Below are 23,376 nucleotides of genomic sequence, written 5' to 3'. Positions count from 1 at the left end.
TGCTCCTAGAGAATGTAGCTGATACCCGCCAGGCTATCGGTCGAGTTCACTAAATTGATAATTTTGCGGTTGATCTTGAAGCCTTGTTCCGCATCACGAACCAGATGGAAAGTCACGTCAGCGGTATAATGTTTCAGATTTTCTTTGCGGAACTCACGCAGGTTTTGTGCGCAACGTATAATTATTTCTCCCGCTTCATCTTTGACGATGCGGATACGTGACACACTACGCACGGTACTGGCTTTGGGTGCAGTTGAAATCGCCTCGCCATTTTTTAAACGTTCTATCCTTAATTTTCGCATGTGATGATTGTCATAGGCATAGTTCAGATTGTTTTCATAATCGGTCAGTTTCGGATCAATCGGGATGATATACACGCCTTTTTCATTCCACAGGTCCAACCAAGTGTCATGTTCAGAATGGTCCAGCATATCGGCTTCGGCCCAGACAAAAGCAGTCACTTCATTGAGTAAATTTAGATCGATTTTCATGGCACTCTCCTTAAGCCGTCATCATCTTTTTCCACTGCTGATAGGCAGCGCGCATCCCTGTTTCAGCACTGACATCACTCTTTAAACCATCTTCAGTTTTAACTTCTCCGGGCAGTCCACGATTAAGCATGATCCATAGATCATTGCCTGCACTGGCACCATGCTGTACACGTTCCCATGCTTCCGCATCATCCGGTGTACCGAAGCCAAACGGTCCCTGGAAATGTTCATGCAGACGTAAACGGTACTGGTTGGCAATTTGTGGGCCGCCCTCCATGGTAATCACGGAGTGGTGAATTTCAGTTTCATTAACCGAAATCGGCTGCATCACTCGGAAGAACGCCATCGAACAGGCAATATTCGGAAAGATGTTCAGGTTAAATCCGGAACCACCCACTGCACGCACAATACGGCGTACTTCCAGTTCTTCATGTCCTTCATCACGTAAGGCTTGCGCCAGGTCTTCAAAGCGCTCCTGAATCGGACGTTCCATCAATTCTTCATCCAGATCAACCAGTTCAGGAATCATCACCATGACACTGTGACCATTGCCGAGGTCTTCGACATAGCCGGGTTGATTTTCAAAGTTAAACAGTTCTTCGGTTTTTTCATCGACTGAACTTAAGAATGACTTGTGCACCAATGGGAAATGATAAGCATCGGTGGTATTTTCCAGCTGAATTTTCCAGTTCCCCGGGAAGCGGAAACGATGCTCACCCAAGACCTTGATTGGATAACCAGCCCCTTGTTTCATAAACAGGTCGATCCATTTTTTTGCAGCGCCGAGGAAATCTTCTAAAGGTTCGATCTCCTGTTTAAAGGTGGCGAAAATCATGTCGTTGTATTCTTCAACCCGCAGGCTGATTAATGGAAATTCAGCTTTATCCAGACATTCGCCATAACTTTCAGGAGAAGGCACACCCCGTAATGAACCATCCAGTGCATAGCTCCAGCCATGATATGGACACACAAAACTGTTAGTTTTGCCTTTTTTATGCTCGCACACGGTTGCAGCACGATGACGGCAACGGTTTAGTAAGACATGCACTTTTTTCTTACGATCACGGACCACCACCACAGGTTGCTTGCCAATATTGATGGTTTTATAGCTGCCAGCATCAGGAATCTCGCTGGCATGTGCCACCCAGACCCAGGTGCTGTAATAAATCTTTTTCATCTCATCTTCAAAGATGCGTTCATCTTTGTATAACGAGGTATGTGCACGGTCACTTTGCACCAGGCTACTGTAATCCATTTCAATATTCTGCATTGGAATAATACTGTTCATATCCATTATCCTTTTCGTTCGGTCTATCCATTGGTGATTAATTATTGCCGAGACGGTACTGGCAATGCGGCTGTACTGTCCCAGTGAGATACAGGACGACTAAAAATGTTTTCAGTCTGAAAATGTCTGATCTTCCAGCGACCATCGGGCTGCTGTTTAAATTGCACTGTGAGTTTGGCGGCATTTAAATGGCTACGCCCATCACGGAAGGTTGAGGTTTGCAACATCAACCAGCTGGCCTTGGCTTGATCTGCTTCAATATAGATTTGCTCTGAGCTGACAAAATGCGCATTCATGACAAAATGCGACTGCTGTTGGGTATAGCTTTTGAACATGTCATAAATGGCTTGCCATGAAGCATAACGACCAAAAGACTGCGCATATTTTTCGCCTATGCCTTCCCAGATGCTGTCCTGATCAAATAAATCCATCAATTCATTCAGGTCGGTATCAGCATTCAAGGCATCACAAATTTCCATATAACGGTTAATGCAGTTACGAATTGCATTTTGAGCTTCAAGCTGTTGTAGGCGTTGCAGTAATACCGTTATATCCATTTGCGTATTCATATCATTCATCCTTGTCCTCACGCCCTTTAATTCAACCCGGCTTATAAATAACCGGGTGCTGGCTTCATGCCAAAGCTGACCAGACCTGCATTTTGCAAAGTGGCATCGCCCATAAAGGCATGCTGTGTTATCACATTGGTATCGTTGACAAAGCGGCTAAATGGATTGTGGGTATAAATCGCAGTCATACCTGCCAGCATCTGGATTTTGCGGGTGACACGGGCACAAACACGGGCCACATGGGTACAGGACAAACGCATATCACTGATCTGTTCTGCGCTTGGGGTACGTCCTGCCAGCACTTCATTCCAGACAATCTGCATGGTGTCGTAGAACCAGACGCGTGCCGCCTTAAACTCAGCTTCGGCCTGGGCAAATTCATATTGGGTTACTGGCCGGCTGGCAATTTCCGCCCCGCCAGTAATGGAAGATTTACCGGGTGCCAGTTTTTGAAACTCTTCCAGCGCTGCAGCTGCCACACCAATCCCGACTACGGTTAAGACCTGAGTGGCCAAAGACAGGGATGGATATTTAAAAAATGGTTCAGGCAGTTTTGAAGGCTCGCCACGGACAAAGGTCCATTCTTTGGCCACCAGCACATCTTTCACCACCAGATCATGGCTGCCTGTGCCTTTTAAACCGACCGTGTCCCACGTCATATCAATCTGTGCTTTATTGGCTGGCATCACCGCCATGCGCGGTAGGCCTTGGGTTTCATTGTCCTTTTGCGGGGAAATTCCGACCCCGACAATATCCGCGCCCATACAACCACTGGAAAATTTCCAACGCCCACTCACCACCACGCCTGCATCGGTAATTTCAGCGGGTTGTGGAGGGAAAATGCCACCTGCAAACACAATATCCGGGCTATCTTTATACAACTGCTCAAGCGTTGCTTCTGGCAAACTGCCCAAGTAGGCAGGACTCATACCAAAACTGGCGACCCAACCGACTGAGCCATCGGCCTTGGACAATTGTTCGATCAATTCACAAAACTGTTTTGGAGACCATTCATTGCCGCCAAAACGTTTCGGCACCAAAGCACGATACACCCCAATCTGTTTGAGTTTCTCGATAATATCCTGACTGACATAGGCCTGACGATCAAACTCTCCGCTACAGGCACGTTCACGAATTTCCTGACATAAGGCATCTAATTGCGTTGTATTGCGATCCATGCCACATTCCTTTGTCGCTAAATGATTCATTCACTTATTCCTTGTCATTTATTGCGCAGCGCTGACGATATATTTCGCAACCGCACACAAATATTCATCGGTATTGCGTTTTGCCACGATCTGCAAGCCCACGGGCTGACCTTGTTCGGTTTGCAGCGGTACTGAAATCGCAGGGTGACCAGACAGGTTAAATGGTCGAACCAAAGCGGTGAGATTTAACAAAGCCACGGTATTTTCAGCATCAGCCAGCTTGGGCGGCAGCTGCGGTAAAGTCGGTAAAATCAAGGCATCGTATTGCGTCAGTAAGGCATCAAGCTCGGCGGTAAAATCTGCTCTCACCTGCTCCGCCTGTTTGACTTGGGCTAAGGTGGTGTCGGCGGCTTTCAATAAACGCCCATTGACGTCTGCTCCGAGCAAACCTGTTCGGGTCAACTCACCGTAGGCCTGCCAGTTTTCATAATTAATGATCTGCATGCCCGCATCAAAGGCCGCTGCAAAGCCTTCCACCGTTACAGTTGACACTGTCAAATTGGCTTGGGTTAGATATTGCTGGATCGTCTCAATCACGGCGGCATCAGCAGTGACATTGAGCCACGCCAGTTTCGGTGCCTGTAACAATTCAGCATGGGTATGGAAGCTTGGATCAATGATGTGCATGGCGCTCTCAATCATTTCGACTGAGTTTGCAAAAGGGCCAACACAATCCAGTGAACTGCTTGCCGGATGTACGCCAGCACGGCTGACCCGGCCAAAGGTCGGTTTTAAACCATAAACGCCACAACAGGCTGCTGGCATACGAATGGAACCACCGGTATCGGTACCTAAGCTGAAATCTGCCAGACCAGCCGCAACCGCTGCCGCAGAACCACTGGATGAGCCACCCGGGATCAGTTCAGGATATTTCGGATTTAACGGGGTACCAAAAGTGTGGTTAATTCCTGTGATGCCAAAAGCCAGTTCGTGCAAATTGGTCTTTGCAATAATCTGGCAATCAGCAGCCAGAATACGATCGACCACCTCGGCATTGACAGAGGCAGCCTGGTTCTGCATCAAGGCTTTACTGCCTGCCATGGTTTTAAAGCCTTGGATGTCGATGGAATCCTTGACCATGACTTTCAGCGCACCGCAGCCCTTTTGTACTTCTTGTACAATAATATTCATTCACTTTTCCATGTATTTTTATAATTAATACAAATATCGGAAAAAGTAATGTAATTGTCAAGTATTTTTCGACAGCAAGAATCAAGTAAATGTTTCTAATTTTTGTATAATGCTGGACATCCATTTTTATAAAAGTAATGACTTGGCTATGCTTACGCATTTAGAACAATTTCTACCCAACAATGAACCGGGAAGCTTACAAAGCTATCCTTTTTTCTGGATTTCTCAGGTAAATGGCAAATACACACAACTTATTGAAAAATCAATTAAAAAATTAGGGATCGACAATACTCGCCGTAAGATCATTTTAAGTACCAATGCGCTGCAACAAGCCAGTATTACCGAGATCGCCAACCTTTCCACCCTCAAGCTGACCACGGCAACCAAAGCCATTTACCGTCTGGTTGAAGATGATATCGTGCAAGTGTTTTCATCTGAATCAGATGAACGGATTTCGATGGTAAAACTGACCGATAAGGGCAAAGAGATGGTCGAGCAAATTAACCAGATCAGCCAGGTCACCCTGTCCGGGATATTAAATGCCTTTGATGATCAGGAATTACATCAACTCAATGCACAGCTCAAAAAACTGTTTGATCTGATGCCATCTAGTTAGAACAATCAGAAAAGCCCATCCCTGTCTGGCGATGGGCACACATTCCTAAACAATAGCGGAGGACTGATTTAAAATATTAAACGGAGGCTGTAGCTGGTTTGCAGCAATCCGGCCAACAAAAGTATGTAAAACCTGTTGTTTATAGGCAGCAATATCAATTTGCCGATAATCGTAAAAACCCTGCTTTTCTCTTAAACCATTACGTTGTTGCCGCATATTTTCCGCAATAATCTCAGGTGTGCGATAACGCTCACCCAACTCTTTTTCCAAATACTGGCCAGCGTAATACAAAATATCACCGCCTCCCCAATCAATGAACTCTAATAAACCCAATACAGAAAAGCGCAAACCAAAACCCGTGCGAATGGCAATATCAATATCTTCTGCCGAAGCCACGCCTTCTTCAACCATCCACGCTGCTTCATTCATGGCTAAGGCCTGAATCCGTGGCACGATATAACCGGCTCTGGCCTGACACACCACAGGCACTTTGCCGATCAGTTGTAGAAAGCTTTTCAGTTGTGTAACGGCCATGTCAGAAGTTTGCTCGGAACGACTTAACTCAACCAGCGGAATCAGATAGGCAGGATTGAGCCAATGCGCATTTACCACCCGATCTGGATGAGAAATCATCTGTGCAATATCCGTGACCAGAAAGGTTGACGTGGTCGATGCAACAATACAACGAGAGGAAATATATTGATCCAGCCAGGCAAAAATCTCTTGTTTGGCTTGCCTGAGCTCGGGTACCCCTTCCATCACCAGATCACAGTGTGCCAAGACCGGGATAGCAGCGGTGCGGCTTAAAATCTGAATCTGATCCAGAATAAAGACGCTTTGTTCAGAGTGAATAAACTGGATACGTTCCAGCAACTGCAATTCTTGTTTTAAGTCAGCTCGGATGTGAGCCTGATATTGCTCAAACTCAGCCTCGGTACGTTGTCGGGCATCGATTAAAGCCACATTTAATCCCGCATAGGCAAAGGCAATTGCAATGGCTTTGCCCATGCGCCCAGCTCCGAGTACAGCAACCTGTTGAATCGATGTCATATCAGACTCCTTGCTGCAAAGTCGCTTGCAACTCAGCCTTGCTTTTATCGGCGAGTCCCAGATTCTCAAACGTCCGCCCGTCCTGATACAAATCCTTGCCTGTCACCGCAGACGCAATATTCAGTAGCCCTTCTGCCACAGGTGTCGCGACACCCGCCCAACGTCCCACTGAAACCAGAAAGGATAGCCCCAGACGGGTATCTTCCAGCATGTAACGATGTGTCTGTAAGTCAATATCCTCACGCCAGTCCCCGCTATCCGTCAATTTTCCATGCGCACCACGGCCATACATCCATTCATCGCCTTCACCCGCTTGATTGTAGTGATCGGCCAGCGGAAAATGCGGTGCAGCATAGCCGAGTGCTTCCCGAACTTGCATACGTTCCGCATCGAGCTGATTGGTGACACGGCGAATCGACGGTTGTGTCCCTTCATTATGAATATCCCAAGCCTCAAAATGTTCCAGTGGTCCCGCATTCATCAAAATCAACGGTGGATGAATAATCGGCCCGGCATTCATCAAGGCACCACTTAAACTGTCCTCAATCGGCTCGACACTTGGATAGGCCTGTTTCAAAATTTGGAATGCATGCTCGGACAAGCGGCTTGGGAATACCCCCGTGGGTAAACGGGTCGCATAGTCACTCACCACGATCTGATTGACACCGTGCTTACGTACCAGATACGGTAAGGTGCCGGTTTCAGCAAAGGCCACTTGAGCCGTGTTACCTGCCTCACGCATGGCTTTGGCAAAGATAAAACTACCAAAGGTTGCAGGCGGCAAATACACCACTTGGCCCGCTTGAAAGAACGGCGCAGCCTGCTGCGCCAAATCCAGATGTGTGGTTGCGGGCAAAGGAATAATAATCAGCTCGGCATGCTGGATGGCGTGTTGTAAATCATCGGTCAGTTTAATCTGACTCTGCTCAAAACCGGCCGTGACACTACGATCGCCCTGATAATCTTTAATCTTGAGTTCACCGGTTGCTGCCAGCTGTTGCAAAGCCTCACTGTCACGGCGCCATAACATCACCTCATGGCCTTTTTCTGCCATCTCTGCTGCTGCGGCATAACATCCGTGCCCGCCACCGAGTACTGTAATTTTCATGTGCGTTCCTGCTGATTGAATTGATTTGTCATTCAGCATAGAACGGTCAGCCTAAACCGGCTTATCCAAATGCGCAGTGATTATTCCATTTACGACCGTATTTCACCCAGTTGTACAGGACTCATTTTTAAGGTATGTGAAGGCAGACAGCCGAAGCGCTTTTTATACAAGGTAGAGAAATGCCCAAAACTTTGAATGCCATGATCCAGTAAAATATCAGTCACAGTCTGATGCTCTACGGCTTGCTGTAAAGCAGAATGTACCCGTTCCAGACGTTGCTCACGGATATATTCAACCGGCGTCTGCTGTAGATATTGGCTAAAGCCCTTTTGCAGGCTGCGAATCGATACCTCACAATATTGGCTTAATGTTGCTAGCGAAATCGCTTGATGCAGATTGTCCTGAATATACTGCTGTGCTTTTTTGATATAGCCTGGCACCAGCTGCTGACGCTGTGCATTCAGCTGCTCACTATAATTATTGGGGATTTTAAGCAAAATCAGCTCGATCAGGTATTGGGTAAAACTGGCTGAGATAAAGTTCCAGTTCCGGATATTATGATAGGCATGACAGAGATAGTTCAGCGTTTCAACAATGGCACTCATCCCTTCTGCGGTACAGGACAGACCACTATCGAAGCAGACCGGCACCTGACAAGTATGGCCCAGCATTTTAAACAGCTGGGTTTCGATTTCCTGTTTGGATAATTTTAAAATAATATTACGGCAATGCTGATTGGTCACAATCTGCTGTCGGGTATGCGGATGAGTAACCGACATAATCCCCGCAGATTGTAGCAATTGCTGGTTTGCTGCCCCAATCTGACATTGTCCTTCCAGGGTGATCCTGAACAGGTAAAAACTCGAACTGTCATCAATACAGATCACCACGGGTGCACTATATTTCAGATCATACAGCGCCCCATTGCCAAAGCTAAAACCATTCAGGCGCGTGTTTAGCTGCTGTTGGGTCTCAACATCAAAACGATGCGGACCTAGATAATGACTGATTTGATCTTTAATGGTCTGGTAATCACTGGACTGAAATAATAAAAACGCATCCAGATAATGCAAATGATCCAGTTTAAATGTCGCGTGCATCACTTCACTCCCTTGTGATGGGTTTCGCCAGCAAAGCACAAAGCCCATGACAAAAGAATGGGCTTTGTGCTTGCACTTGGGTCAGATCAAGAAGCATGTTCCTGCTGCATACTGTCACTAAATGCCTGACAGCCTTTTTTCAATAAAATGAAGGCCAATACACAAGAGATCGTCCCGACAATCGACAAGGACATACCAACCATCAATGGATTTTCAAACACTTTATCGGTAATCAATGCCACCAAGGTGGTCCCGATGCCGACCGCAACCAGATTACTGATCAACAAGAAGACTGCCGAAATTTGTGCCCGTAACTGGTTTGGCGCCAGCATTTGCATGGCTGTGGTAGAAATCGGCATCGGGAATGATGCAAAGAACATTGCAGGCACCAGAAACAGCACCGATAGCCATAACGCATTTACTTGCGTAAACACCATGATCGGGATCACTAAACCGGCAATCCCAATCACACCGGTGATCATCGGAGCATCCTTACGGCCTTTCTGAATAAACCAGTCATTTAGCCATCCGGCGCAAAATACGCCTAGAATATTGGCCACCAGTAACACACTACCGAGCATATAACCCGCTTCAGTCGGGGTTAATCCAAACTTGCGCATATAAAATGCCGGTGACCAGCTGATCAGGCAATACAAAGCCATTGCATAGAAGGTAAAACCTAAATAATGACATTTGAAAGTACGTCCATGCTTTTTGATAAACTTAAACGCATCTTTCATGCGGGTCTTTTCAACCTGTCCCTGCGCGTTTAAACGCTGGCCTTTACGCTGCGGCTCTCTCACCGTCAACAACACCAGTAATCCAATCAATATCCCTGGAAAACCGACAATCATAAATGCCGCTTGCCAAGCCTTCAGTGCACCAAAAACCGGCACCATGATGCTATCCATATTTTTTAGCAAGCCAATCACATAGCCACCGACCAGAAAAGCAATACCGCCACCGACAAAGGAACCGATCGAATATACCGCTACCGCACGGCCCAGCTTGTCCTTGCTAAACATATCGCTAAACATCGAATAAGCTGCAGGTGACAAAGCAGCCTCACCGACACCGACGCCCATACGACTTAAAAAAAGCTGGATAAAATTCTTGCTCAGACCACAAAATGCGGTCGCAATACTCCAGAACACCACCCCAATGGCAATAATTTTTGGACGTGAAAACCGGTCCGCCAGATAGGCCAGCGGCAAGCCCATAAAGGCATAAAACAATGAAAAGGCCAAACCATGGAGTAGACTGAACTGGGTATCGGAAAGACCCAGATCGGCCTTGATCGGCTCGATCATCAGCGCCAGTATTTGCCGGTCGATAAATGAAAAGATATAGGCCAGCATGCAGAGCAAAACCACATACCATGCGTATAGATTGGATTGAGCCCGTATTGGCTCATTTGAATGCGTATCCATTGTGCTTCCTTGTCCATGCCATTTTTCTAATCTGTATTGTTGTAAAGAGACATCGTGACCAGAACATATCTCCTTTGTCTGGCCTGTTTGCTAAAGTAAAATCTCTTGTTCTATAATTATTATTTTTACATGGAATTTTCCATAATATTTCAGGTATAAAGTTATACCTTTTTTTACCGCTGAAGTGCTCAAGCCGGAGCGCATTTAGATGAAAAGAGCAAAAACAGGCATTTCTAAGGCATATAAGTCACTGATAAAGTGGCTATTCTCTTATAAATACGGCAATAAGATGGCTATTTAAAAAAAATGAAGGAATAAATTTATTTTAAAATAATATTGAATTTTACATTTATTTTTGTTTTAAAATAAATCCAATCATTAATTTTCAATGGAACTGAACATGGCGCTTAGCAAAGAACAGGCAATCGAAAGCATTCATAGTATGCACGTCTTGATTGAAAAAATTTTTAGCGGCAAACATACCGAACAAGACCTTCCCCAACTGATTGATTATTTTGCTGAACATTTTGAAATGGTGGGCGCAGCAGGCAAGCGTATTTCTCTGGAACAGGTCAAAGGTCTGTTTGCCAACAATCAGGGCAAAATGCCTGATCTCCAGATTGAAATCTATGATGAGCAGATCTTGCTGCAAAAACCCGATGCGATCGTACTCACCTACACCGAAAAACACACCAAAGATTCAGGTATTCTGATCCGTCGTTCTTGTGCATTGATTGAAGAAATTGAGGGCAAAATGTTGTGGAGTTATTTACAGGAAACATTCTTGCCCTAGATCCAGATCGTATCGAATCGCGACCCTCATGACAGATTGAACTGCTGTTCCAGCCATTCAATAAAAACCTGGCTTTTACGGTTATAGAGCGCCGCCCTATTCGGGATGTAATAGCAGAGTCCGGATTGCGCTGGCCGGGTCTGGCATGCCTGAATCTGGTGCTGCTTCACCAAACGTCTCATCAGGGTACAAGATGCAAATACATAGCCATTACCAGCCAGGGCTTCCTGAATACCAAGCAGTTCCTGATCAAAATTTTGTACCCTGAGCCTTGACGGCTCTATATGATTGAGCAAACACCATTTTTCTAAAGGAGGCAGATCTAGATTTTTGTTTTTCCAGATTGTATTAAAAACCACGATGGGCTCATCAGTAGTCTTAACCCGGTCAATAGGCAGTCTGCCAAACAGGTTAAAGCTTTCGTGGCAAAGTACTTCAGATGCGGGTACGGCAGCAAGCTGACCTAAACGAACCGGTAAATGATACAGATGATTGTCTAGCATCTCCCCCGTAGAAACCTCAACAGAAATATCCGGATAATTTAAATAAAACTCATGCAGGGCTGGAATCAGGATCAACGCAGCCAGAGATGAAGTCGTGGTCACTTTCACCACATTGCTCGCCAGTCTGACTTGCTCTACAGCCTCCTCAATGCTTCTAAACCCTTCTGAAATTTGCCGGGCTAATTTTGCCCCCGTCTCGGTTAATTCGACCTTTCGGACCTGCCGATGAAATAAATCTACATTTAACCGTTGCTCAAGCCTGGCAACATGGTGCGAGATGGCTGTGGGGGTGAGTGAAAGTTCCTCGGCCGCCCGTTTAAAGCTGCCTAAACGCGCGGCTGACTCAAAGGCTTTTAACGCCTGTAGCGAAACCTGCATACCCTACGCTCCCTGATCTATATAGATGAATTAAACTTATCTATAGCTGTGATTTATTCGTTTGTCCAGTATCCGGCTTCATTCCAGAATGGGATCATCTTGAACACAGTAGAGACCGAGCAAATGAGTACCATTTTACATATCGATGCCAGTATTCGTGCGGCACATAATCCCAACCCGAATCATAATTCGATCTCCAAGAATATTGCCCATCACTTTATCCAGAGCTGGAAAGCCCAACATGCCATAGATGAATATATTTATCGTGATGTTGGTAGCAATCCACCGCCATTTATTACCCAGCAATGGATGGCTGCCGCCTTTACCCCAGAACAAAAAAGAACGGCGCAACAACACGACATACTCAAGCTTTCAGACCAGCTGATTGCAGAAATCGTGGCCGCTGATCTGATCATCATTGCCTCACCAATGTACAACTATGGCATGCCAGCCCAGCTTAAAGCCTGGTTTGACCAAATTGCCCGGGTGAACAAGACCTTTGATTTTGATCTTGCACGGGGTGACTTTCCTCTACAGCCCACCTTGTCAGGTAAAACACTGCTCATCATCAGTTCAAGCGGCGAGTTTGGTTTTGAAGCAGGCGGAATACGGGAGCATATGGGTCACCTGCTTCCACACTTACGCACTGTTAGTCAATATTTAGGCGTAAACAAAATCTATGAAATTGCAGCTGAATATCAGGAATTTGCCGATGACCGGCACCAAAAATCCGTAGCACAGGCCTATGTCAGGGCAGAACAACTGGCAAGCGAACTGAGTGAGAAGATGAATCTGGCCGCTGCAGCCCAGACGGTCTGATCCGGATCGTCATGCAGCTCTCCGGCGAGGCCCTGTAACCTGGCTGATTCGGGAATGCCGGAGCACAGTCAAAGTATTTACATGAACTATAAATACTTATTTACCAGTTCAGCTAGAATTGTGCCTGACAAGTGATGTCGATGTCGGCCCTAACGGGTAAACGTTTTTCAGTTTGCCTGTCATTTTTACTCCCGCTTCTGGTTCAATACACTGAACCTCGATAGATAAAACAGGATAGTTTTATGGATAAACCTCTACTATGCCCCAAATGTGGTTCCGAAGAAATTGAAACACGCAATCATGACAAACTGCTAAAAACAACTGGCGGTGTCTTACTCATGGCGGCCGGTACAACTGCAGGTACAGTAGGTGGCGCTGCAAGCGGTGCTTCGGTTGGTGCAGCCATTGGAACAGTTGCAGGCCCACTCGGCGTGATTGTCGGCGGAACCGTCGGCACCTTTGTCGGAGCAATCAGTGCCGGTATTACCGGAGGAGTTGTCGGAAATATCTTTGGCAAAAAAGCAGGTATCATGGTCGACAAGAATATCTTTCAGGACTATCGCTGCCTAAAATGTAAATATCGTTTTAAACAGAAGAAATAAGGCAACTTTAGCCGGCATTTTTACTCATCCGGAGCCACGATGTCGGCCCGCTCCCTTCTGTTTGGTGGCCTGAAAGCTCTGGAAGGAACAGAGCCTGGCTCAGACACCTGTAAAGTACAGCCCATCCATGAGGTCGTATTCAATCATTGAGGCCCCTTTTCAGCAGTGCCGGCCATTTGCCTGTCGATAAAAATTACAGGCAAAAAAAATCCCAAACCCTTGGGGAAGAGGATGGGATTACGATATAAACATTCTTTCAGAGAAGCTCATCGTGAATGTGTTATTTATATCACGCTTTATTTTATAAATACATAATGTGTCACAAAAACAATACATAACGTTCTTTCTAGCTCATCCGCCAGTCCCGATCAGCCCCGAGGCTTCACCATTCTCTCTGCTGAGCCAGTGGTTAACTGCCCTTTACTGAGCCGCCCTTAATTCCACATACTAAAAAGCCCATTCAACAATGGGCTTTTTTTAAATCATGTCTGGCACTTAACCTTTTTTAAATTCGTCACTTTCAAAATAGGATTTGATCTGTTCAGCTGAACTGCTTTTAAGCCGGTCCAGAATAATGCTTAAGTCCCGCTCAAAGGTAAACTCGGCCGGAATTTCTTCATGGATGGGAGGCAGTCTCTTGACACCACCTTCGGTAATACGTTCAATAAATCCAGCCAGCCACAATACAAATTCATCTTTGTTTTTATAACTCGGGACCAGACTGACATCTATACTGATATGATCCTTGGTGGGTTTATCCTGAAAGCCTTCCACAAAATCAATATAGTGATACATCAATTTCAAATCGGTATCTTTAAGCTCTTCACGTAACTGTTTAACAATAAGATTTAAACATTCCTGAAGCGGGGTATTAAATTTTTTTTCCTCTTCAAAATGCTTATAGATATTATCAGCGATACGCAAATACTGTGGCATGACGCTATCCTTAGAGTTGTTTTGTCCCAGTGAGTATGGGAGCAAAAGATAAGTAGAATTGTAATGATTTACGATAAAGATGTATCTTATATGAACTTTATTTTAATAAATAGCCATTATTGATACAGTCAGCCCGAAAAATCACAATTTTTTTCAGCGTCGAACCCTGGTGAGTTGATCTTACTTAGGCTTTACTGCTTCAAGAGTTTGGGTCGGACTTTCATAGCGGGTCTGGGCTATTGGAGCAACACGCCACACCATGTTTCCAACATCATCTGCAACCAGAAGTGCACCGGAAAAGTCGATCGCCACCCCGGCTGGCCGGCCATAGGCCTCGCCGCGTTCACTTAAAAACCCTGTCAGTACGTCTTGCGGCTGGCCATCAGGCTGTCCGCCTCTAAAGGGTACGAAAATGACTTTATAGCCACTGCGGGGTTTACGATTCCACGAACCATGCTGGCCAATAAAGGCACCGCCACGATACTGCGGCATCAGCTCGGTTGCATAAAATGCCAGCCCTAAAGATGCGGTATGATTTCCCAGCGCATAGTCCGGTTTAAGTGCACGTGCCACCAGTTCCGGGCGTTGCGGTTTGACCCGTTGATCGACATGCTGACCATAATAACTGTATGGCCAGCCATAAAATGCCCCATCTTTGACCGAGGTCATATAATCCGGTACCAGATCATTTCCCAGTTCATCACGCTCATTGACCACAGTCCACAACTGGCCGCCCTGTGGTTGCCAGCCCATACCGTTCGGATTACGGAGACCGGTAGCAAAAGACCGTACTTTTCCTGAAGCAATCTCATATTCCAGTATCTGTGCCCGGCCTTGCTCCTGCTCCAGACCATTTTCCCCGACATTACTATTCGAGCCGATGGAAATATACAGCTTTGTTCCCTCCGGATTGGCAATCACATTTTTCGTCCAGTGATGATTGAGCGGACCTGCCGGTAAGTCCAGCACCTTGGTACCCTGTGCGGTAATTTGGGTTGCATTTTCCTGATAGGGATAACGCATCAGTGCATCGGTATTGGCCACATAGAGCATGTTTCCGACCAAAGCCATGCCAAAAGGCGAATTTAAATTCTGGAGAAAGACGGTACTCTGGTCTGCCATACCATCGCCATCGCGATCACGTAATAAACGAATCCGGTTGGCGCTTGGTAAAGATGATCCGGCCCGATTCATCACCATCTTCATGATCTTGCCACGAATGCCCTTGCTATCCTCTGGCTTGGCCGGGGCGTCGGTTTCAGCCACCAGCACGTCACCATTCGGCAAGACATAGAGCCAGCGCGGATGTTGCAGTCCGCTGGCAAATGGCTGTACCTTTAATCCCTCGGCAGCTCTCGGCATTTTCCCCTTCGGCCAGCCTTTGGCAGGCGCAATATTGACAGTCGGTATCAGGCTGGATTGAGGTTCGGGCAATACCGGTTGTGAACCGTAACTATCACTCAGCGGATACGAAGAAGACGAGGTACAGCCCAAAAGCAGTAAAATCGACCCAGATCCCGTCAGCAAACCCAGCAGGCGCAAAGACATGAGGAATATTCCTTATTATTTTTTAATGACTAAGCACAGCATAAGTTGTTCTATACATGAGATATAGCAGATTTGATTAACAGATTGTCTCTAATGTAAATAAACTGTTTAAACCGTAGCAGAGCCGTTAAAATAGAATGAAATACAACGACAAGGAAAAGCATATCAATATTATTTTAAGGCCTCTACGCTATTCTGAAATTGACCTGATCTGGCAACAAATCAGCCGCCGTGAACGGATTACCAGCCAATATGTGCAGCAATCCTTACAGCTGGTTGAATGTTTTTATGATGTTCAACAGTGGGATGCTGACCATCTACAAAATGATCCCCCCAAGTTAAAACAGCTCTACCAGCAACATGGCAAATTCATTGGCGCCTTTGATTTCCAGCAACGACTGGTTGGTATTTCAGTGGTATCGGCCCAGTTCATTCATGATTATCCTCAGGCCAAATTGCTGCAATATTTTTATGTCGATGCTGATCATCAGGGCCAAGGCATTGGTGCACAGTTAATGCAGGCAGCAAAAAAATCGGCCAAAGAGCTGGGGGGAAACGAGTTGTATATTTCTGCGACGCCCAGCAAACGAACCGTTGATTTTTATCTAAAACATGGCGCAGAACTATTAGATAAACCCGATCAGCAGTTGTGGCAACTCGAGCCTGAAGATATTCATTTAATGTGTAAAATCTGAGTGGATTTGGCCATACATGACTGAAGCTCATTTATGCTGCGTGTTTTATTCTAAACAGGCCATTCGACATGTATGTCGTACGGCCAAAGTAACATTTTACCTATCCAGGTCAGAGGGATTAAATCCAAACGCGGACTCTAACCCTCTGTAATTACTGTTTTTAAGTGCATAATCTGGTCTTTTTTCCTGGTTTTATGCTGCTCCAAAATCGTGTTGAATTGCCCTATTTAGGCTATTTTTTATTTCCCTATTTGCACTTATGCTGGAAACAAAGCAATCGAAGAGACAACCGTCCTCTACTTTTTTGAATTTGGTATTCAGTAGACCGGAGCAAGACATTGAGTAAAAAATCACAGCTGAATCAGGATGGCATACAGTTTCCGGTTCAAGCCGGCAAGAACACACCCAGTACCACAGAAACAGCCAAGAAAATTTTATATGCCGCCCTTCAACAGGTCGACTCCCCAGTTGCAGCACAATTAATCGCGGAAAAAAACTGGCGTAAAAAATATCCTGTTTATTTTCAGGAACTGGTCAAATCAGGCATCCGTTCTGTACACAACCCGTTATTGATTGCCCAGCAAGGACTAGATACAGCGAAAAAATTACTGACCTATCGGCATGACGGACAACAGTTGTCTTTGGCAGAGGCCATGCAACAATGTCAGGATCAGCCCTTCGAGCGTTATGTACTCAAAGGTACAGGTAAAGTAGAGGTTGAACCCTGGTTTATTCCTTTTAAGGGAGAAAAATTACAGGGTGCAGCCTTACTGAAGCAAATTGACCGCTGGGAACAGCAAAATATTATCGAACCCAGTCATGCCAAAGCACTGCGACTATTACAGGCACATCCTGAATGGTTTGACTTATCTGGCCGTACCATGGTGCTGTTTGGGGCAGGCTCCGAAGCCGGACCTTTAAGCTGGTTAGCGCGATGGCGTGCCAATATTGTGGCGATTGATTTACCCGACCCTAAAATCTGGCAGAAAATTACTGCTACCGTTCAGCAAGGCAATGCCACGCTGATTGCACCGCAAATCCCTCTGAAAAATGGTGAAGTACAGTTAGGGGCAAACCTGCTCACCCAGACACCTGAAATTGCAAACTGGCTAAATACCTTCCATGACAGTTTAGATCTTGCAGGCATTGCCTATCTGGATGGTGAAAAGCATGTGCGGGTTTCAATGGCCATGATCAGCATTATGGAAAAGGTCAGCCAGCATAAACCGGATAGCAGCATCATGTTCATGTTGACTCCAACCGATATTTATGCAATACCTGAAACTGTAGTGCAATCGGTTCAGCACAAGATCAGACAACGGCCCTTGATTGAAAAGTTACTGACCCGTTCCATACACAACATTTCGCTATCTCGCTTTTTTCAGTCCGGTGCCGAACAGCTGATCGTATCTGACAACGGTCAGCGCTATGGTATTTCCGATTGTATGGTGATTGAACAGGGACCCAACTACGCACTGGCAAAACGTTTACAGCAATGGTTTGCGATCTGTGCGCGTGCCCGCGGTCAAAAAACCGTAATCAATATTGCACCGTCCACCACCACACATTCCGTGGTGAAAAATCCGATTCTCAAAGCTGCATTTTCAGGTGCTGACCTGTTTAAGGTCGAAACCTTTAGTCCGGAAACTACCAACGCCATTATGGCTGCGCTCTGGGTACATGATTTAAATAATCCTGAGAGTGCGACCAATCCGGAAAGACCACTCGAACATCCTTTAGAGCTGATAATGGAAAATGCCAATCACGGCGGTTTATGGCATGTTCCCTATCTGGCCCGAACAGCGCTACCCTTTGCCGCAGCTTATGGCTGGGTGAAAGACAAGCTTTAGTCCGCCGTCAGTAGCAAGACCTGCCGCTGTCCCGGCTAGCACATTGCCCCCGATGGCAAAAGAGAGCTGAATACGGCTCTCTTTTATTGAGGTGTCTTTAATTCCCTGCTGAACGTGTGCTTAAGTTTTAGCGGATAGCGCCCTATTTTACCGGTTGTTTGAATAACTGCTAAGATATCCCTGAAAAACGAGAACACCATTGCTATGCCACATCAGACGACTTCAAGGCTTCCATCGACCCAGCTGGGCAAAGCGCTGCTCTGTTTAATGACATCTGCACTGTTATTTTCCATAATGGGAGTGTGCATCCGTTTTGCCTCACAAACAGTAGACAATCCGACAGTGGTATTTTTTAGAAATGCCGTCGGGCTGTTCATCTTTATTCCAATGTTGCTGAAACAGGGACTGAGCTTTGTCAAAACCGATAAGCTCTGGATGCATACTTGGCGAAGTATAGTCGGGCTAGCCGCCATGTATGGCTTTTTCTATGCCATTGCCAATCTAAAGCTTTCCAATGCCATGGTGTTCAGTTACTCATCTCCTATCTTTATTCCACTAATTGCCTGGCTTTTCTTAAAAGAAAAAATTACCAAATCGATGATTTTTGCCGCTGGGATTGGCCTGATTGGGGTTTTATTTGTGGCAAAACCCGATCAAGGTCTATTTAACGCATTATCTTTTATTGGCTTGGGTGCCTGCTTTTTATCAGCAATGGCCTTTGTCACGGTAAGGGCATTAACCAGTACCGAACCACCAGAACGTATTGTTTTTTATTTCTGTATCTTCGGTACCTTGATTTCTTCTATTCCCATGTTCTGGCATTGGCGGGTTTTTACGACTCATGAACTGCTATTACTGGTCGCGGCAGGACTACTGGCCAATATCAGCCAGCTATTTATGTCTTATGCCTACAGCCTGGCGCCGGCAGGACAAATTGGCCCAATGAACTACATTGCCATTATTTTTGCAGGAATATGGGGCTTCATTTTCTGGCATGAACTTCCCGACCTGTTCAGCATTATTGGGATCGGTATTATCCTGTTTGCGATATTGCTATGTAGCCCTAAATTCAGCAAATAAGCAAACTGGAACAAAAGTTTTGTTCGTCAACTAATCTAGGCTCAGTTTAAAATAAAATATTTAAAAACTTATTTTTTGATGCCGTTTAAAAAAACTGAAACTGCCATCTGGACCCGTTCTTCAATCTGCTGTTCAGAAACACTCCCCCCCGATATGATTTTAAATTGTAAATCTGAGATCAGCATATCGCAGAATAAAGCGCCCATCACTTGAGGTTGGGTAACTTTTATTTCGCCCTCTGCAGATTTTCTGGTTAAAATTTCAGCTGCCAGTCGATAGGCACTGACAGGGCCCAATTCGACAAAGGTTTGTGCAAATTCAGGGTAACGTGAGGCTTCTGAAAGAACCAGTTTTTGTAAGGCAATAACCCGGTCAGATAAAAGTACAGATAAAAATATTGTCCCAAAAGACTTTAAGGCTTGCTCGATCGTCTCTCCATCCACAGGCAAAGCCTTTAAAGGATCTAAAACCTGACGACAGACATCAGCAATCACACATCTAAATAACCCTTCTTTATCTCCAAATTGCGCATATAGATCTCTTTTCGATCCCCCGATCTGGGCAATAATCGCATTGATGGAAACTCTTGAGTAGCCATGCTCTAGAAACATATCTCCCACTGTCTGGATAATTAAAGAAGTTTTATCGCCGGTATCTTTAATACTACTAGTTTCACTTATCACGATTCTACCCTGCACTAAAAAGAGCCATGTCTTGCTTATTGACATTGGCATAAGCAGCAGTATGATGGTAACAATCATTACCATCAACCCAGAACAGGAACTTTCGTGATGCCTCCACTACTCCAGACACTCTTATCTCACCCCTATTCTTTGCTCATAGGAAGAATAGTTTTATCTTCGTTCTTTCTTATTGCCGGGATTTTTGGGCTATTTAATTTTGATAGTGTCGTCAATGAAATGAATCAAGCAAATTTACCTGCACCCCAATTTTTTGCTTTGGCAACCATCGCTGTGCAACTGTCAGGTTCCATCTTGCTGATTACAAATTTTGCAGGCCTAACCTGGTTAGGTGCCGGAATGCTTGCAGTTTTTACATTACTTTGTATTCCTGTTGGCCATCCCTTCTGGAAACTGGCTGAACCGGCAAGAACCCACGACCTGCAAATTGTTTTAGAGCATATTGCTCTTACCGGAGGACTTTTATTAGCAGCAATCGTCAGTAGAAAATAATGGAATCATTTTCTTTCAAAAACTGGATTTAAGAAGAAAGTGATTATCGTAATAAGAAACAGTTGCTCATCGCATAGATGATTTAGAAATTTAATCTTCATCTGTATCTACCCTTTATCGAGACTCAAATAATTGGGTAAATTTTCCCAATAAGTACCCATAGAAGGCAAAAATAAGGTCAAATCAAGTCGGATGACACTGGACAAACAGGCAAATAAAAAAGCCTTTAAGTATTGAACTTAAAGGCTTTTTTACATTCAGTCGAACATCTCTGAATTGAATTTTGGTGGAGATGGCGGGAGTTGAACCCGAAACAACACTAATCTATCAAATTCTATCAACTCATCATCTTGAAAATACAAGACTTTGCACATCCAATTATGATAGATATGAACTGAGCTACACCAAAGTCTGTCAAAAAACCTGTCACATTTACACTTTATATTTGGATATAAATTATGACTAAAATATAAATATTTTAAATAAAAGCTTCATTAAACATACAAAAATATCTAACTAGATTTTTCATCAGTTTTTATATTTTTTGACTCATCTACAATATAAGCACTATAACCTGTAATAACATTATCGGCTTCATCATGCCATAAGGGCGCATGAATAACAGTATGTTTTAATATTTCAGGTCTAGAATAATGACCAGCAGAGTCTACCCATTGTTTAACATACTTAATATCATCCAAATCGATTTCAGCCTCAACCAACCTTTCCTTGTTCCCGACGTGAGGTCCTGCAAGAAATGAACAAAAGGGATGGATTACTGCCGACCAACCTCCTCCCTCTTTTACTAAATTCTGTTCGCCTAAATTATTTTTCATCCATGAAAGACAAGTTTCATCTACATAATTAGAAGCAGATACCACGAAACATTGACCAGTAAGAGCATGTGTTTTCATCATAGCTTCAATTTGAGCATTTGCTAATTCAAAATCTGACATTGTTGATAGTGCAGGCCATGATGCCGCATGGATCATTTCCCCCTGAGTAATTAATGTGTGACGAGCAAGATTCATTGTATGTTCCCAACAAGCAAGTCCACCAAGTATTCCTAAACTAGATCTAAACGTCTTTAAAGTATTTCCTCCTCCTTGAGCCCACACTATACGTTCCACATAGGTTGGCTGTAACTTTCTATGTACTCCCAACAATGTTCCATCGGAATCTATGAACACCTGACTATTAAAGCAGGTACGGGTACCAGTAAGCCTTTCACTAATTCCCATGACAATTGCTACATTAAAATGATGGGCCGCTTTTTGTAGATGTTTTATTTCTGAGCTTTGTAACTCAATAGAACAATCAGTATATTGAGATAATGCATTTGTTTGTTTTAAAGGAGGATAACATTCAATAAAGTATGGATAGCCAGGAATAAATGTTTCTGGGAAAACTAATAGATTTATACCTTTTTTATGAGCTTCCTCAATATATCTAATAGCCTTTTCAAGGGAAGCTTTAACATTCATAAAAATCGGGGCTGCATGCACAGCAGCTACTTTCAACTTCATGCTATATCACTCTTAGGAATTAACCAATATAGTTAAAAAAATATATAACACTATAAAAATTATTCAGTTTTCATGTATTACTTTTCAAAATATTATACAAAATTCACATATCTACTTAATCTTTAACCGACATCGTTAAAATAAAAATGCCAAAATTTAGCATTGGCATTTTTATTTTATTTATTATTAATATTTACCATTGTCCTGGAATACAAATTCTAGTTGATGTAGGAATACATTTCACAGGTTCAACAGAGTTGTATCTAGAAATTTTCGATGTCTCATTATTAGCCATCGCTCCTGTAGAAAGTGAAACAAAAAAAACTAATGTCAATAAAATTTTTTTCATAATCTATCTCACAATATAAAATATTAAAAGTTATTAAAATTTAATTTATCATAAATAAAATAACAAAAAGAATATTACATACTAATCCATTTTACTCTGTAAAAAAATATTATTTTTATACAACCTTTTGTATACATACAATTCTGTACACAAAAGGTTAATTTGAATATATTAAAAAAGCCAGTTAAACAACAATTTAACTGGCTTTTTATTAATTTTACCTAATTTATTATTTTACAACATCTCCTTTTAGAACTCTGCTTATTTTATCGGCAAGTTGCTTTCTAAATTGAGCATCACTTAATATTGAACTATGATTACCATTAACACTTAATACATTAATATTATCCACTCCAGGAATAATATCCCAAAGCAAGGCTGCTTGATTACGTTCTCTACTGTAACCTAAACATCTTATCTGTTTAATGTACTCCAAATCATTATCCTCTTCAAGTAATGCTTTAAATAAATAAATATTTACATCAATAGGTCTTATTTCAGCCTGCCTAACAATTTGAGCATAATGTTTTACATTCTCCTTATTAATTAAATAATCAGCATTATCTAAATCAAAATTCATACTCTCATTTTTAGGAGCTAAAGGAGATAAAGTATCAATCATACCGATAAATTTTACTTGCTTACCAATACATAGTAGATAGTCAGCTATAAGCCAGGCTAATACACCACCTGAAGAATACCCTATAATAGAATAGACTCCCTCTGGCTGTACTCTAAGTAGAGTATTTACCATATAATGAACTAGTTCCTTCATTGATAATTTTGCTTCAGCCATTCTCTCAGGCCAAGGTAGAGCATAAATTGGGGAGTCAATATCCATAGTTTTTGATAATCCATAAACATATGAGTAATCACCAAAACCAGAAGGTACAAAAAATACTGGTGAATCATTCCCTTCTAATTTAACAATTAGCGCTTCATCACGTATCAAAAGGTTATTTATATCATCATCTCTGACATTTTTAGCCATATCCACCAGACATGGGCTGGCAAAGATATCCTGTAAGCCAAGCGTATAACCGGCACTTCTTAAACGGCTCACCAGACGCACTGCCAGTAACGAGTTACCGCCCAGCATGAAGAAGCTGTCAT

At 43.8% G+C, this 23,376-nt stretch carries 23 protein-coding genes; 8 read left to right on the top strand and 15 right to left on the bottom strand.

Annotation, left to right across the window (positions count from 1 at the left end):
- Positions 1–5: 5 nt before the first annotated feature.
- The 5 genes from OC23_RS12120 to OC23_RS12100 are packed head-to-tail and all read right to left on the bottom strand — an operon-like array spanning position 6 to position 4,687.
- Complete coding sequence (locus OC23_RS12120) at positions 6–491, bottom strand: aromatic-ring-hydroxylating dioxygenase subunit beta (protein WP_038345108.1); 486 nt, start codon at positions 489–491, stop codon at positions 6–8.
- Between the two features lie 10 nt (positions 492–501).
- Positions 502–1,779, bottom strand: a complete 1,278-nt coding sequence (locus tag OC23_RS12115) for an aromatic ring-hydroxylating oxygenase subunit alpha (protein ID WP_038345107.1) — start codon at positions 1,777–1,779, stop codon at positions 502–504.
- A gap of 41 nt (positions 1,780–1,820) precedes the next feature.
- Positions 1,821–2,348, bottom strand: coding sequence for a nuclear transport factor 2 family protein (locus OC23_RS12110; RefSeq protein WP_038345106.1), 528 nt, complete (start codon positions 2,346–2,348; stop codon positions 1,821–1,823).
- 41 nt (positions 2,349–2,389) lie between these two features.
- The gene (locus OC23_RS12105) at positions 2,390–3,556 is read right to left on the bottom strand and encodes an acyl-CoA dehydrogenase family protein (RefSeq protein WP_038345105.1); all 1,167 of its coding nucleotides are present in this window, start codon (positions 3,554–3,556) and stop codon (positions 2,390–2,392) included.
- 18 nt (positions 3,557–3,574) lie between these two features.
- On the bottom strand, positions 3,575–4,687 hold the full coding sequence (locus OC23_RS12100) for an amidase (RefSeq protein WP_038345104.1): 1,113 nt from the start codon (positions 4,685–4,687) through the stop codon (positions 3,575–3,577).
- 148 nt (positions 4,688–4,835) lie between these two features.
- Between OC23_RS12100 and OC23_RS12095 the strand changes: the two genes are divergently transcribed.
- Positions 4,836–5,303 carry a MarR family winged helix-turn-helix transcriptional regulator gene (locus tag OC23_RS12095; protein WP_038345116.1) on the top strand — a complete coding sequence of 156 codons (468 nt, stop codon included), beginning with the start codon at positions 4,836–4,838 and terminating at the stop codon, positions 5,301–5,303.
- Positions 5,304–5,348: 45 nt separating this feature from the next.
- On the opposite strand, the gene OC23_RS12090 is transcribed toward OC23_RS12095, so the two are convergent.
- The 4 genes from OC23_RS12090 to OC23_RS12075 form a co-directional block, all read right to left on the bottom strand.
- Positions 5,349–6,353: a 3-hydroxybutyryl-CoA dehydrogenase gene (locus OC23_RS12090; protein WP_038345103.1), complete on the bottom strand. Its 1,005-nt coding sequence runs from the start codon at positions 6,351–6,353 to the stop codon at positions 5,349–5,351.
- Position 6,354: 1 nt separating this feature from the next.
- The gene (locus OC23_RS12085; RefSeq protein WP_038345115.1) at positions 6,355–7,461 is read right to left on the bottom strand and encodes an NAD/NADP-dependent octopine/nopaline dehydrogenase family protein; all 1,107 of its coding nucleotides are present in this window, start codon (positions 7,459–7,461) and stop codon (positions 6,355–6,357) included.
- Positions 7,462–7,550: 89 nt separating this feature from the next.
- Positions 7,551–8,561: a helix-turn-helix domain-containing protein gene (locus tag OC23_RS12080; protein WP_038345102.1), complete on the bottom strand. Its 1,011-nt coding sequence runs from the start codon at positions 8,559–8,561 to the stop codon at positions 7,551–7,553.
- A gap of 86 nt (positions 8,562–8,647) precedes the next feature.
- A complete protein-coding gene (locus tag OC23_RS12075; protein ID WP_038345101.1) occupies positions 8,648–9,991 on the bottom strand; it encodes a spinster family MFS transporter in 1,344 nt (447 codons plus the stop codon).
- A 400-nt stretch (positions 9,992–10,391) separates the two neighbouring features.
- Between OC23_RS12075 and OC23_RS12070 the strand changes: the two genes are divergently transcribed.
- Positions 10,392–10,784: a hypothetical protein gene (locus OC23_RS12070; protein ID WP_038345100.1), complete on the top strand. Its 393-nt coding sequence runs from the start codon at positions 10,392–10,394 to the stop codon at positions 10,782–10,784.
- Between the two features lie 26 nt (positions 10,785–10,810).
- On the opposite strand, the gene OC23_RS12065 is transcribed toward OC23_RS12070, so the two are convergent.
- Positions 10,811–11,665: a LysR family transcriptional regulator gene (locus OC23_RS12065; protein WP_038345099.1), complete on the bottom strand. Its 855-nt coding sequence runs from the start codon at positions 11,663–11,665 to the stop codon at positions 10,811–10,813.
- Positions 11,666–11,788: 123 nt separating this feature from the next.
- Between OC23_RS12065 and OC23_RS12060 the strand changes: the two genes are divergently transcribed.
- Together OC23_RS12060 and OC23_RS12055 are read left to right on the top strand one after the other, a co-directional pair.
- Positions 11,789–12,484, top strand: coding sequence for an FMN-dependent NADH-azoreductase (locus OC23_RS12060; protein ID WP_038345098.1), 696 nt, complete (start codon positions 11,789–11,791; stop codon positions 12,482–12,484).
- Positions 12,485–12,726: 242 nt separating this feature from the next.
- The gene (locus OC23_RS12055) at positions 12,727–13,086 is read left to right on the top strand and encodes a hypothetical protein (protein ID WP_038345097.1); all 360 of its coding nucleotides are present in this window, start codon (positions 12,727–12,729) and stop codon (positions 13,084–13,086) included.
- Positions 13,087–13,581: 495 nt separating this feature from the next.
- On the opposite strand, the gene OC23_RS12050 is transcribed toward OC23_RS12055, so the two are convergent.
- Positions 13,582–14,022, bottom strand: coding sequence for a hypothetical protein (locus OC23_RS12050; RefSeq protein ID WP_038345096.1), 441 nt, complete (start codon positions 14,020–14,022; stop codon positions 13,582–13,584).
- A gap of 180 nt (positions 14,023–14,202) precedes the next feature.
- Positions 14,203–15,570: a PQQ-dependent sugar dehydrogenase gene (locus OC23_RS12045; protein ID WP_038345095.1), complete on the bottom strand. Its 1,368-nt coding sequence runs from the start codon at positions 15,568–15,570 to the stop codon at positions 14,203–14,205.
- A 137-nt stretch (positions 15,571–15,707) separates the two neighbouring features.
- On the opposite strand from OC23_RS12045, the gene OC23_RS12040 reads away from it, so the two are divergent.
- From OC23_RS12040 to OC23_RS12030, 3 genes are all read left to right on the top strand, one after another.
- A complete protein-coding gene (locus tag OC23_RS12040) occupies positions 15,708–16,265 on the top strand; it encodes a GNAT family N-acetyltransferase (protein ID WP_038345094.1) in 558 nt (185 codons plus the stop codon).
- 338 nt (positions 16,266–16,603) lie between these two features.
- Complete coding sequence (locus OC23_RS12035; RefSeq protein WP_038345093.1) at positions 16,604–18,115, top strand: hypothetical protein; 1,512 nt, start codon at positions 16,604–16,606, stop codon at positions 18,113–18,115.
- A 204-nt stretch (positions 18,116–18,319) separates the two neighbouring features.
- A complete protein-coding gene (locus OC23_RS12030; RefSeq protein WP_038345092.1) occupies positions 18,320–19,195 on the top strand; it encodes a DMT family transporter in 876 nt (291 codons plus the stop codon).
- A 68-nt stretch (positions 19,196–19,263) separates the two neighbouring features.
- Here the strand turns inward: OC23_RS12030 and OC23_RS12025 are convergent, their stop codons facing one another.
- Positions 19,264–19,956, bottom strand: a complete 693-nt coding sequence (locus OC23_RS12025) for a TetR/AcrR family transcriptional regulator (protein WP_227505554.1) — start codon at positions 19,954–19,956, stop codon at positions 19,264–19,266.
- Between the two features lie 30 nt (positions 19,957–19,986).
- Here OC23_RS12025 and OC23_RS12020 point away from each other — a divergent pair, with 30 nt between their 5' ends.
- Positions 19,987–20,388: a DoxX family protein gene (locus tag OC23_RS12020; RefSeq protein WP_038345091.1), complete on the top strand. Its 402-nt coding sequence runs from the start codon at positions 19,987–19,989 to the stop codon at positions 20,386–20,388.
- A gap of 512 nt (positions 20,389–20,900) precedes the next feature.
- Here OC23_RS12020 and OC23_RS12015 read toward each other — a convergent pair.
- Positions 20,901–21,914: a carbon-nitrogen hydrolase family protein gene (locus OC23_RS12015; protein WP_038345090.1), complete on the bottom strand. Its 1,014-nt coding sequence runs from the start codon at positions 21,912–21,914 to the stop codon at positions 20,901–20,903.
- Positions 21,915–22,492: 578 nt separating this feature from the next.
- The coding region (locus tag OC23_RS12010; RefSeq protein WP_038345088.1) for a thioesterase domain-containing protein at positions 22,493–23,376 on the bottom strand (884 nt) is incomplete at its 5' end.

Origin of the sequence: Acinetobacter sp. A47, from assembly GCF_000805455.1 — a bacterium.
Classification (GTDB): Bacteria; Pseudomonadota; Gammaproteobacteria; order Pseudomonadales; family Moraxellaceae; genus Acinetobacter.
This window is presented reverse-complemented; position numbering and strand designations above follow the sequence as displayed.